Here is an 11,918-nt window from a genome sequence, read left to right as displayed (position 1 = left end):
TATTTCCAACCTTACCAGATCCTTTTCCCGTTCCGTTTCCTGTCGGAAGCGATTCGGAATTTGAATCCGTGGCTGCTGGAGAGCCATTTTGCCTTTGAGGGCCTTTCGGCTCCCTTTTGGCGACGTTCCGAGTTTATCAGAGCTTTTCAGTCGGCCTTACCGGCGTCCTGACTCTGGCGAATCGGAAGAGTGCTTCATTTTGGAAAGAGCTTTCCGGAAGCTTGTAAATACTAACTGTTGCGGTCGAGCTTGTCCAGCTCCAGGCAACTGTTCGAATCTACCTCCCCGCTCGGGCTGTGTCAACAACCTTTGCGGGCAGAGAGGAGACTAGCAGGTCAGCGGGGCTGGTCGCACATCAAGCCGCTGTCGGGGCGGACATGCTGCGCTCCGTCGGGTCCAAGTCCCCGGTCTCCCCTTGTCGTGCCGCCCGTCGCCCCACCACGTAGACGTACGTCAGGAACGCGAGCTCCGCGGTGATGCCGATGCCGATCCTTGCCCAGGTGGGGAGGCCGGACGGGGTGACGAAGCCTTCGATGGCGCCGGAGATGAAGAGGATCAGTGCCAGTCCGATCGCCATGCCCACAGCTGCCCGGCCTTCTTCCGCCAGGGCGGTGCGGCGGGTGCGTGGGCCGGGGTCGATCAGGGTCCAGCCGAGTCTGAGGCCTGTGCCGGCCGCTACGAAGACGGCGGTGAGTTCGAGGAGGCCGTGCGGGAGGATCAAGCCGAGGAAGGTGTCCAGGCGGCCTGCCGATGACATGAGGCCGATGCCCACGCCCACGTTGAGCATGTTCTGGAAGAGGATCCAGATGACCGGCAGGCCCAGGAACGCTCCGAGGACCAGGCACATTGCCGCTGCTTGTGCGTTGTTCGTCCATACCTGTGCGGCGAAGGACGCTGCTGGGTGGCTTGAGTAGTAGGCCTCGTACTGGCCTCCGGGGCGGGTCAGCTCGCGTAGTTCCTCGGGGGCGGCGATCGCGGACTGCACTTCTGGGTGGGTCGCGATCCACCAGCCGATGAGCGCTGCGACTGCCGTCGAGAGCAGTGCGGTGGGCACCCACCAGTGGCGGGTTCGGTAGAGCGCCGCGGGGAATCCGGAGGTCAGGAAGTGTGTGACGTCGCGCCAGCCTGCGCGGCGCGTGCCGGTCACGGCACTACGCGCGCGTGCGACGAGTTGTGTGAGCCGGCCCGTGAGCTGTGGGTCAGGGGCGCTGGACTGGATCAGGGAGAGGTGGGTGGCGGTGCGTTGGTAGAGCACGACGAGTTCGTCGGCCTCGTCGCCTGTGAGGCGGCGTCGGCGGCGCAGGAGTGCGTCCAGGCGGTCCCACTCCGGCCGGTGGGCGGACACGAACACGTCGAGGTCCATCAGGCCGCTGCTCCCCTCCTCATAGTGCGGCGCGCTGCGTCCACAGCTTGGCAGACTGGCTGTTCCAGGGGCAGGGCGGAAAGGGCGGGCACGCATGAGTGAGCTGGTGACGGGCGAGGCGGTGGCGCTCGAGCTGCGCACGGCGAGGCTGCCGAGCAGGGCGTTGGCCGTGCTCATCGACCTGGCTGCGGCGTTCGCCGTGTATATCGCCGTGTCTGTGGCGCTGTTGGCGGCCACGGCTTCGCTCGATGACGCGGCTGTCGCGGCCATCTCTGTGGCGACGTTTCTGCTCGTGCTCGTCGGCGGACCGATCGCGGTCGAGACGCTGAGTCACGGGCGGTCGTTGGGGAAGCTGGCGTGTGGGTTGCGGGTGGTGCGGGACGACGGGGGGCCGATCCGGTTCCGGCATGCGCTGGTGCGTGGGGCGATGGGCGTGATCGAGATTTTGGCGACGTTCGGGATCGTCGCCTGCGTCGCTTCGCTGGTGTCCGCTCGCGGGCGGCGCCTTGGGGACGTTTTCGCGGGGACGCTCGTCATACGGGAGCGGGTGCCTGCTGGGCGGGCTTCCTATGTGCCGCCTCCGCCGCCATGGCTTGTGGGGCGGTTCTCCGAGCTTGATCTGTCGGGTGTGCCGGACGGGCTGTGGCTGGCGATTCGCCAGTATCTGACGCGGATGGGGCAGCTCGATCCGCAGGTGGGTGCGGCCATGGCCGAGCGGTTGGCCGGGGAGCTCGTGTCGTGCACCGGGGCGCCGCTGCCGCATGGTGTGCCACCCGGCGCGTATCTGGCCGCGGTCGTTCACGAGCGGCAGACGCGGGATGTCCGGCGGGCGTTCGCCGCTGGGGGTGCGGGAGCCTCGGCCGGGTTCGCGGGCGGGTCCGGGCAGCAGGCGGTTGCGTCCGTTGGACCTCGGCAGCCCGCCGTCCCGGAGGTGCGGGATACGTACAACGCCGAGGCTGCGGTGGCACGGCCGGTGGTCGGTGCGGAGCCGGAGGTGGAGGCTCCGCCTGCCCCGCCTGCGACCGGGTTCGTACCGCCGGCCTGAAGTCCGGCGTCCGGCGTCGTCAGTCGGCCGGTGCTGCGGGGAAGTGCGACGGCGGGGACTCCAGGTGCTCCAGCTCGATGCCGGGGGCTGCGAGCACCACGTCGCCGGCGATGTGCACGGTGCTCTGCTCGCCCGTGTCCAGGGCTGTGACCTGGTACTCGTCCACAAGCAGCGGGCCGTTGTCAGTAGCGTGTGGTTCTGTCTTCAGCAGGGCCCAGGACTGGTCGAGGGTGCGTGGGGCGAGGACCGGCTGGGTGAAGCAGACAAGGCGTACGCGAGTGGCGGGGGTGCCTGGGGTGAGACGCAGCAGACGGGCCGTGGCGATCAGGAATGCCGGGGAGGCGCCGGTGAAGGCGTGAGCGGCGACGTTGCCTTCGGTGGCGTGCCGACCGGTGGGGTCGGTTCGTACCCAGGTGACGCCGTCCAGGGCGGCGCCGCGCACCTGCCAGCCGGCGGCGTGCAGTTCGGCGCGGATGGGGCGGCCCAGTTCGTCGATGGCCAGGTCGACGGAGCCCGCGTGGTCGCCCGCGGGGGTGGTGAGTTGGGAGACGTAGCGCCAGCCGGAGGGGCCGGGGGCGCAGTGGAAGTGTTCTTCGCCGAGGGGGGTGTGGTCGTGGGTGTCGTGGAGCGAGTAGCGGCCGCGAGGCATGAGGGGCGGGTCCTTCGTGGGGGCCTTGGTCGGCTGGGCGGGGTGAGCCGGGGGCGCGGGCCTGACCGGGCCGGCACCGGGAGGCCCCGGCGGTCCGGGAGGCTCCGGCGGTCCGGGAGGCTCCGGCGGTCCGGGAGGCTCCGGCGGTCCGGGAGGCTCCGGCGGTCCGGCTGGCCCTGCTGGTCCGGGAGGTCCTGGAGGTTCGGGAGGCCATCAAGGGTGCAGGCCCCCGCCACGAGGGCGAGGGCCTGCTTCAGGCTACGGCCGACGGTGACCGGTGGCCGGTGCGGTCCGGATGCCGGGGCCGAGGTCGGGTCAGTAGCGGTAGTGGTCCGGCTTGTACGGGCCGTCGACCTGCACGCCGATGTACTCCGCCTGCTCCGGGCGCAGCTCGGTCAGCTTCACGCCGAGCGAGTCCAGGTGGAGGCGGGCGACCTTCTCGTCCAGGTGCTTGGGCAGCACGTACACGTCGGTCGGGTACTCCTGCGGCTTCGTGAACAGCTCGATCTGCGCCAGCGTCTGGTCGGCGAAGCTGTTGGACATCACGAACGACGGGTGACCGGTGGCGTTGCCCAGATTCAGCAGACGCCCCTCGGACAGCACGATGATGACCTTGCCGTCGGCGAACGTCCACGTGTGGACCTGCGGCTTGACCTCGTCCTTCACGATCCCGTCGATGGCGGCGAGGCCGGCCATGTCGATCTCGTTGTCGAAGTGGCCGATGTTCCCGACGATCGCCTGGTGCTTCATCCGGGCCATGTCCGAGGCCATGATGATGTCCTTGTTGCCCGTGGTCGTCACGAAGATGTCGGCCGTCTCCACCACGTCGTCCAGCGTCGTGACCTGGTAGCCGTCCATCGCCGCCTGCAGCGCGCAGATCGGGTCGATCTCCGTGACGATCACACGGGCACCCTGGCCGCGCAGCGACTCCGCGCAGCCCTTGCCCACGTCGCCGTAGCCGCAGATGACCGCGGTCTTGCCGCCGATCAGGACGTCGGTGGCGCGGTTGATGCCGTCCACCAGCGAGTGCCGGCAGCCGTACTTGTTGTCGAACTTCGACTTCGTCACCGCGTCGTTCACGTTGATCGCCGGGAACAGCAGGGTGCCGTCCCGGTGCATCTCGTAGAGACGGTGGACACCGGTCGTGGTCTCCTCCGTCACCCCGCGGATCTCCGAGGCGAGCTTGGTCCACTTCTGCGGGTTCTCGCCGAGGGTGCGGTGCAGGAGCTGGAGGATGACGCGGTGCTCGTCGGACTCCGCCGTGTCCACGGCGGGGACCTTGCCGTCCTTCTCGTACTCGACGCCCTTGTGGACGAGGAGGGTGGCGTCACCGCCGTCGTCGAGGATCATGTTCGGGCCGCCGGTGGGCGAGTCCGGCCAGGTCAGGGCCTGCTCGGTGCACCACCAGTACTCCTCCAGGGTCTCGCCCTTCCAGGCGAAGACCGGGATGCCGGCGGGGGCGTCCGGGGTGCCGTTCGGGCCGACCGCGATGGCGGCGGCGGCGTGGTCCTGGGTGGAGAAGATGTTGCAGGAGGCCCAGCGGACCTCGGCGCCCAGTGCGGCGAGGGTCTCGATCAGGACGGCGGTCTGCACGGTCATGTGCAGCGAACCGGTGATGCGGGCGCCGGCCAGCGGCTGAGCGGCCGCGTACTCCTTGCGGATGGCCATCAGGCCGGGCATCTCGTGCTCGGCGAGGGTGATCTCCTTGCGGCCGAACTCCGCGAGGGAGAGGTCGGCGACCTTGAAGTCCTGTCGGTTGGCGACAGTCGTCATGGCGAGCTGCTCCTCGTAATCGGTCGAGGTTGGGCATGGCTGGTCTGCGGCGTCGAGCATAGGAATGCCCGGCACTCGCAGCGCAGTCGTCCGAGGCCCTCTCTCCCTCGGACAGCCCGGAGGCCGCCCGACCGCCATCAGCAGCGACGTCTGGCTGGGTTACGAATCTACACCGATCGGCCCAGTGAGCCCCAGCCCCCTCCATCCGCGCCAGCGTTGAACGGCACCCGAGCAGGCCCCCGACAATTGGGACCTTTGCGGTTTCGGATCCGGCTGCACGTGTTGCAGGATGCCTTGAGATCGGGAACATATGCGCGATCTTGTTGATGAAGGCGTAAGGAGATCCACGTGACCAGTCCGAGCGACCCGCCTGAGGCCGCGGGCCAGGCAGGGCAGAGAAAGTTGGTCGCGGTGACCGCCTGCCCGACCGGCATCGCCCATACGTACATGGCGGCGGAGAAGCTGCAGCAGGCGGCCGAGGGGCTCGGCATCGGGATGAAGGTGGAGACGCAGGGCTCCATCGGGTCGGAGAACGTACTCTCCGACAACGATGTCAGAGAGGCCGACGGCGTGATCATCGCCGCCGACAAGGAGGTCGATCTCGACCGCTTCGCCGGGAAGCGGATCCTGAGCGTGGGCGTCGCCGAGGGCATCCGCCACCCGGAGGAGCTGATCGACCGGGTGCAGAGCGCGCCCGTGCACGGCGGCGGCGGTTCGGCGCCCGCGGGCGGCGCGATAGGCACCGGCGGCGGTGGCGGCAGGGAGCGCAGCCTCGCGTACAAGGCGCTGATGAACGGCGTCTCGTACATGATTCCGTTCGTCGTCGTCGGCGGTCTGCTGATCGCGATCTCGCTGTCGCTCGGCGGTAACACCGACCCCGAGGGCGGTCTGGTCATCCCGGACGGCTCGTTCTGGAAGCACGTCAACGACATCGGTGTCATCGGCTTCACGCTGATGGTGCCGATCCTGTCCGGCTATATCGCGTACGCGATCGGCGACCGGCCGGCGCTCGTGCCGGGCATGATCGGCGGCTGGATCGCCAACACCGGTGAGCTGTACGACTCGGAGGCGGGCGCCGGATTCATCGGTGCGATCGTCACGGGCTTCCTGGCCGGCTATCTGGTGCTGTGGATCAAGAAGGTCAAGGTGCCGAAGTTCGCCCAGCCGATCATGCCGATCATCGTGATCCCGATCGTGGCGACCTCGGCGCTCGGCCTGTTCTTCATCTACGTCATCGGCAGACCGATCGCGTGGATCTTCGAGCATCTGACCAGCTGGCTCAGCGGTATGACGGGCACCAGCGCGATCCTGCTCGGCGCGCTCCTCGGCCTGATGATCGCCTTCGACATGGGCGGGCCGGTCAACAAGACGGCGTTCCTGTTCGGTGCGGGGCTCATCGCGACCGGCAACCAGACGGTCATGGGCATGTGCGCGGCCGCCATTCCGGTCATGCCGCTCGGCCAGGGCCTCGCGACGCTGATCCGGCGCAAGCTCTACACGGAGCAGGAACGCGAGACGGGCCTGGCGGCGCTGTTCATGGGCTTCTTCGGGATCTCGGAGGGCGCCATTCCGTTCGCGGCGGCGCGGCCCGCGCAGGTGATCCCCGCGAACATGCTGGGTGGCGCGGTGGCCGGTGGGATCGCGGGTCTGGCGGGGGTCGAGGACGCGGTGCCGCACGGCGGTCCGATCGTCGCCGTGCTCGGTGCCGTGGGCGGTGTGGCGATGTTCTTCGTGGCTGTGGCGATCGGTGCGGTCGTGACGGCGCTGGCGACGGTCACGCTGGTCGACATCAGCGAGCGCAAGCGGCGCGGTGGGGCGATGGTCCCGGCCGGGGGTGCCGAGCCGGCGCTCGCGGGCGTCGGGGCGGGTGCGGCCCGTGCCGGGGGCGCGGGTGTGGCTGCCGCGAGTGCCGCCCCCTCCGCGGGCCCGCTGGAGAAGAGCCCGGGCAGGGCGGGCACTCCGGGCTCGCTGGAGAGGGGCCCGGAGCCCTCGCGTAAGGCCGACCCCGCGCCCGAGGACGCCGCCCACGCTGCGGCTCCTGCGGCTCCTGCGGCTCCTGCGGCTCCTGCGGCTCCCGCAGCGGGAGCCGTGGAGGGCGAGGGCGGGCCCGAGGACGGCGCCGAAGTCCTGTCCGGCTACCTCACGGACCGGACGGTGAAGCTCCGCCTCGACTCCCAGGACAAGGAGTCCGCGATCCGCGAGCTGGCCGACATGCTGGCGACGACCGGCAAGGTGGCGGACACCGAGGAGCTCGTCCGGACCGCGCTGCGGCGCGAGGCCCAGGGCACCACGGGTCTCGGCGAGGAGATCGCGATCCCGCACGCCAAGACGGACGCGGTGACGTCCCCGGTGGTGGGCTTCGCGCGGTCGCCGGAAGGCATCGAGTGGGGAGCGCTCGACGGTACGCAGGCCAAGCTGATCTTCATGATCTCGGTGCCGGAGGCGTCCGCGGGTGACGAGCATCTGCGGATCCTGGCGCTGCTCTCCCGCAAGCTGATGGACCCGGCCTTCCGTGAGCGGCTGATGGCGGCGCCGGACAAGCGGGCGGTCGTCAACGTACTGCGTGAGATTCAGTAGGCGCGCGTCTCGGACGAGAGACGGCGAGGGCCCCGCACCCCTGGAATTCACCCCTGGAGTGCGGGGCCCCTCGCCGTACGAACCGATGAGTGCGGCGGCGTCAGTGCGCGCCGTCCGTGCCCGGGTCGCCCGGGCCGCCCGGGCCGCCCGGGGACTTGGCCGGGTTGACGCCCGCGGCGGCCGCGGACTCGCTGTAGACGTCCGGCTCCAGGTAGATGACGCGGGCGATCGGGACGGCGGCGCGGATGCGGTCCTCGGCGGCGTTGATCGCGTTGGCCACCTCCGTCGCGGTGTCGTCGTGCTCGACGGCGATCTTGGCGGCGACGAGGAGCTCCTCCGGGCCGAGGTGGAGCGTGCGCATGTGGATGACGCGGGTGACGGTCTCGCCGTCGACGAGCGCCTTCTCGATCTTCTCGACCTGGTCCGTGCCGGCAGCCTCGCCGAGCAGCAGCGACTTGGTCTCGGCGGCGAGGACGATCGCGATCAGGATGAGCAGCACACCGATGCAGAGGGTGCCGATGCCGTCCCAGACGCCGTCGCCGGTGAGGAGCGCCAGGCCGACGCCGCCGAGGGCGAGGATCAGACCGACGAGGGCGCCGAGGTCCTCGAGAAGCACGACGGGCAGTTCGGGCGCCTTGGCGCGGCGGACGAACTCCTTCCACGACAGCTTGCCGCGGACGGCGTTCGACTCCTTGATCGCCGTACGGAACGAGAACGTCTCGGCGATGATCGCGAAGACCAGGACGCCCACCGGCCAGTACCAGGCCTCGATCTCGTGCGGGTGCTTGATCTTCTCGTAGCCCTCGTAGATGGCGAACATGCCACCGACCGAGAAGAGGACGATCGAGACGAGGAACGCGTAGATGTAGCGCTCGCGCCCGTATCCGAAGGGGTGTTGCGGGGTGGCCTCGCGCTTGGCCTTCTTGCCGCCGAGGAGGAGCAGGCCCTGGTTGCCCGAGTCCGCGAGCGAGTGCACGCTCTCGGCGAGCATCGACGACGAGCCACTGAAGAGGAAGGCAACGAACTTCGCTACCGCGATCGCGAGGTTGGCGGCAAGTGCCGCCACGATCGCCTTGGTCCCGCCTGACGCGCTCATGAGTGCCCGTTGTCCCTTCGTACGTTCACGTACGTCTCGTACGTCCCAAAACTCGCCGTGCTCATGCCGTGCGGTGGGTCATTGTTGCAGCACGGCCGGAGGGCGGCGCCTCAGGCCACTACGGTCGCGCGGAACAGGGTGCCGTTTCCGGAGATCTCCGTTTTCTCCCCCGCGGGGACGAAAACCGACTCTCCGGGCGCGAGTTCCAGCTCTCCGGCGCGGACGGTTCCGGCGGTGCAGAGCAGGATCTGCGGCGTACGGGCCGTCAGGTCGCGGGGCGCCGAACCCTCGGGCAGGGCGAAGCGGGAGAGGCGGAACTCGTCGATCGGCGTCTCGTAGACCTCCTCGCCGCCCGGGTCGGCCTCGGGGCGGAGCACGCCCGGGTCGGTGGCCTGGAAGCGGACGATGCGCAGGAGTTCGGGCACGTCGACGTGCTTGGGGGTGAGGCCGCAGCGCAGGACGTTGTCGGAGTTGGCCATGATCTCGACGCCGAGGCCGTTCAGATACGCGTGCGGGACGCCGGCGCCGAGGAACAGGGCCTCGCCGGGCTGGAGTCGGACGTGGTTGAGGAGCATGGCGGCGATCACGCCGGGGTCGCCGGGGTAGTCGTGGGCGATCAGCGCGTACGGCTCGTAGTGGCCGCCGATGCGCTCGGCGGCGGCCGCGGCTTCGGTGACCGTGGCGGCCATCTCGTCGCGGTCGGCGGTCAGTACGGCGGTGAGGACCTCGCGCAGCGCGGCCTCTTCGGGGTGGGCGTGCAGCAGGTCGACGTACGGCTTCAGGGAGTTGACGTCGAGGCCTTCGAGGAGGCGGGCGGCGTCGTCGGGGTCGCGGAAGCCGCACAGGCCGTCGAACGGCGTGAGCGCGCAGATCAGTTCGGGCTTGTGGTTGGCGTCCTTGTAGTTGCGGTGCGGGGCGTCGATCGGGATGCCGCGCTGCTCCTCGTCCTCGAACCCCTCCTTGGCCTGGGTGAGGTCGGGGTGGACCTGGAGGGAGAGCGGGGCGCCGGCGGCGAGGAGCTTGAGCAGGAAGGGCAGTCGGGGTCCGAACTTCGCGACCGTGTCCTGGCCGAGTTCGGCCTCGGGATCGGCGGCGATCACCTCGTTCAACGGGCCGCGCGTGAGGCGCGAGGGGGCGCCGGGGTGGGCGCCCATCCACATCTCGGCCTGCGGTTCGCCGGTCGGTTCCACACCGAGGAGCTCGGGGATGGCCGTGGTCGAACCCCAGGCGTACGGGCGGACGGTGTTGGAGAGGCGGTCCATACGGGACTTCTTTCGTACGTGGGTCACTCGGCCCGGGCGGACGCGGGCCCGGTCCCCGCTCGGGCGGCGGGCCGGCCCGGGCGGCGGTGGCGGGCGGGGTCCGGCGGGGCCGGGTGCCGCGGTCGGTCGGCGTGGATCATCATCGGGCCCCGGAAGCGAGCGCCAGGTAAACGGCGGCGAAATCCGTGACGGCGATCAGCTCCGCGAGCGTCTCCAGTTCGGTGCCCTCTTCCGGTTCGAGCTCGCTGATGGCGGTGTCGTGGCCGAGGGCGAGTTCGCGGGCGGCCGGGGCTGCGCTGAGTCCGCCGTTCAGTCGGTCGCGCAACAGGACGGCACGCGCGTGTAGTGCCTGTTCTTCCTCGACGCGGTCGCGGAAGAAGTCCTCGGGGTCGCTGCCCGCCGCGAGGTCGCCGGTGAGCAGGGGGCCGTGCGCGGGCAGGGCCTCGGGGAGTTCGGCGGCGAGGGCGGGGCTGCCGGCGAGTTCGCCGAGGGAGGCGGCGAAACGGCGGCCGACGGGGCCTGCGGCGGGGCCTTCGGTCCAGATCAGCGGGAGGGTCTCGTACAGCTCGGCGGCGAGGGTCTTGGCCGGGTTGCTGTACGTGGCGATGGCGGGGCCGCAGCGCTCGGCGGTGCCGTCGAGCCGGTCGGCGACCTTGTGCAGCGCCTCGGGGGCCGCCTCGATCAGGCCGGTGCGGTCGAGGAGGACGAGCAGGGGTGTGAGCAGCGCCCACAGGACGTCGGGGCCGACGAGCGCCAGCTCCTCGTACTCCTCGTGGAGCGGCGTCGCCATCGGTACGGCCAGGCCGTGCTTGCCGCCGACGGTCTCGGTCAGCGGGGCCCGCGCGGGGGCGACGGAGACGACGGTCAGGCCGCGCCGGTAGGCCTGTTCGGCGAGGACTTCCAGGCCGGGTTCGGTGCCGTCGGGGGTGGCGATGAGTAGCAGGTCCACGGGGCCGGACCAGCCGGGCAGCGCCCAGCGCAGGGCTCCGGCGGCGGGGGCGACGCCGGTGGGGCGCAGCCGGACGACCGGGCAGCCGGAGCCTGCGAGCGTGTCGAGCAGGTCCGCGACTCCGGTGGCGGCCGTTCCGGGGCCGGCCACGAGCACCGCGCGGGGGCGGCCGTCCGTCCTCAGTTCGGTGAGGCCCGTTTCGGTGGCGTGGCGCAGCGCCGTGCGCACTCTGGCGCCGGATTCCGCGGCGCCGCGCAGCAGGCCTCGGCGGTCGGCGCGGCCGAGCGCCTCCGGATCGTCGAGCAGCGAGTCGTCGAGCACGGCTGGGGCCTCCGATCGCCGGCGTACGGCAGTGGGTTCGTGCGTACGGCAGGGGGCGGGAGGCCGGCCTTGAGGACGGCTCCCGCGCGGGCTGCCTAGGCCGGGCGGCGGGCCTCGTCCACGAGGAGCACCGGGATGCCGTCCTTGACCGGGTAGGCGAGTCCGCAGCTGTCGCCGGTGCAGAGCAGCTCGGCGTCTGCCTCCTTGAGCGGGGCGTGGCAGGCCGGGCAGGCGAGGATCTCCAGGAGGCCGGCTTCGAGCGCCATGGAACGGTTCCCTTCGGGTGGCTGACCGGGTCGGCGGGGGCCGGTGGTCAGTGCTTCGGTGGTCGGAAGTGGATCGGGGGTGGTGTGGGGTGGGGCGGGGTTGCGGCCTGCCGGACGGCTACGGCCTGCCGGACGGCTACCCGAAATCGGTCGGAATACGTCGGTCGGGACCTCGGTCGGGCCTCGGTCCTGACCTGGGCGGGTGCCCCGATCAGGACTAAGAATGCGCCTGGTCAGCCTACCGCCGCGCGGGTTCCGATGCCGGGCCGCGCAGGGCCCGGCGAGGGGTGCGGGGCCGTCTGACCTGGGGCGGTCCGTACCCGTACAGCGGTGTGCGTGACGCCGTCGCCGGTGTGCGCCCGCCACACAGCGTGACGGTGCCGACTACCGCTGAGGCTGTCTGCGGCTGCGGCTGCGGCAGTAAGGCTCTGGCCACAGCCGCAACAGTCAGGCCCTGGGGCTGCAACCGGAACGCTCAGGCCATGCGGCCGCAGCCGGAACGGTCAGGCGCCGGCCGCAGCCAGGACGCTCAGGCTCTGACGATCGCGAGGACCTCGTCCCGGACCCGGGCCATCGTGGCGGCGTCCCGGGCCTCCACGTTGAGCCGGAGCAGCGGT

9 protein-coding genes are annotated in these 11,918 nt (G+C 70.6%); 2 read left to right on the top strand and 7 right to left on the bottom strand.

The window, feature by feature from the left end; translation table 11 throughout:
* Positions 1 to 355 precede the first annotated feature (355 nt).
* The gene (locus QIT00_RS38115; protein WP_282540096.1) at positions 356 to 1,363 is read right to left on the bottom strand and encodes a stage II sporulation protein M; all 1,008 of its coding nucleotides are present in this window, start codon (positions 1,361 to 1,363) and stop codon (positions 356 to 358) included.
* 94 nt (positions 1,364 to 1,457) lie between these two features.
* On the opposite strand from QIT00_RS38115, the gene QIT00_RS38110 reads away from it, so the two are divergent.
* Positions 1,458 to 2,408 carry an RDD family protein gene (locus tag QIT00_RS38110; RefSeq protein WP_282540095.1) on the top strand — a complete coding sequence of 317 codons (951 nt, stop codon included), beginning with the start codon at positions 1,458 to 1,460 and terminating at the stop codon, positions 2,406 to 2,408.
* 19 nt (positions 2,409 to 2,427) lie between these two features.
* Here QIT00_RS38110 and QIT00_RS38105 read toward each other — a convergent pair whose 3' ends face one another.
* Together QIT00_RS38105 and ahcY are read right to left on the bottom strand one after the other, a co-directional pair.
* Positions 2,428 to 3,057, bottom strand: a complete 630-nt coding sequence (locus QIT00_RS38105) for a hypothetical protein (RefSeq protein WP_282540094.1) — start codon at positions 3,055 to 3,057, stop codon at positions 2,428 to 2,430.
* Between the two features lie 315 nt (positions 3,058 to 3,372).
* A complete protein-coding gene (gene ahcY, locus QIT00_RS38100) occupies positions 3,373 to 4,830 on the bottom strand; it encodes an adenosylhomocysteinase (protein WP_282540093.1) in 1,458 nt (485 codons plus the stop codon).
* Positions 4,831 to 5,178: 348 nt separating this feature from the next.
* Between ahcY and QIT00_RS38095 the strand changes: the two genes are divergently transcribed.
* Positions 5,179 to 7,407, top strand: a complete 2,229-nt coding sequence (locus QIT00_RS38095; RefSeq protein ID WP_282540092.1) for a fructose-specific PTS transporter subunit EIIC — start codon at positions 5,179 to 5,181, stop codon at positions 7,405 to 7,407.
* Between the two features lie 100 nt (positions 7,408 to 7,507).
* Here QIT00_RS38095 and QIT00_RS38090 read toward each other — a convergent pair whose 3' ends face one another.
* The 4 genes from QIT00_RS38090 to QIT00_RS38075 form a co-directional block, all read right to left on the bottom strand.
* A complete protein-coding gene (locus tag QIT00_RS38090; protein WP_282540091.1) occupies positions 7,508 to 8,503 on the bottom strand; it encodes a cation diffusion facilitator family transporter in 996 nt (331 codons plus the stop codon).
* A 110-nt stretch (positions 8,504 to 8,613) separates the two neighbouring features.
* The gene (gene manA / locus QIT00_RS38085) at positions 8,614 to 9,765 is read right to left on the bottom strand and encodes a mannose-6-phosphate isomerase, class I (protein ID WP_282540090.1); all 1,152 of its coding nucleotides are present in this window, start codon (positions 9,763 to 9,765) and stop codon (positions 8,614 to 8,616) included.
* A 139-nt stretch (positions 9,766 to 9,904) separates the two neighbouring features.
* The gene (locus QIT00_RS38080; protein ID WP_282540089.1) at positions 9,905 to 11,035 is read right to left on the bottom strand and encodes an SIS domain-containing protein; all 1,131 of its coding nucleotides are present in this window, start codon (positions 11,033 to 11,035) and stop codon (positions 9,905 to 9,907) included.
* Positions 11,036 to 11,130: 95 nt separating this feature from the next.
* Entirely contained in the window at positions 11,131 to 11,301 is a 171-nt protein-coding gene (locus QIT00_RS38075; protein ID WP_282540088.1) for a Trm112 family protein, read from the bottom strand.
* Between the last annotated feature and the right edge of the window lie 617 nt (positions 11,302 to 11,918).

The sequence above is a fragment of the Streptomyces luteolus genome, assembly GCF_029968015.1.
Taxonomy (GTDB): Bacteria; Actinomycetota; Actinomycetes; order Streptomycetales; family Streptomycetaceae; genus Streptomyces; species Streptomyces luteolus.
This window is presented reverse-complemented; position numbering and strand designations above follow the sequence as displayed.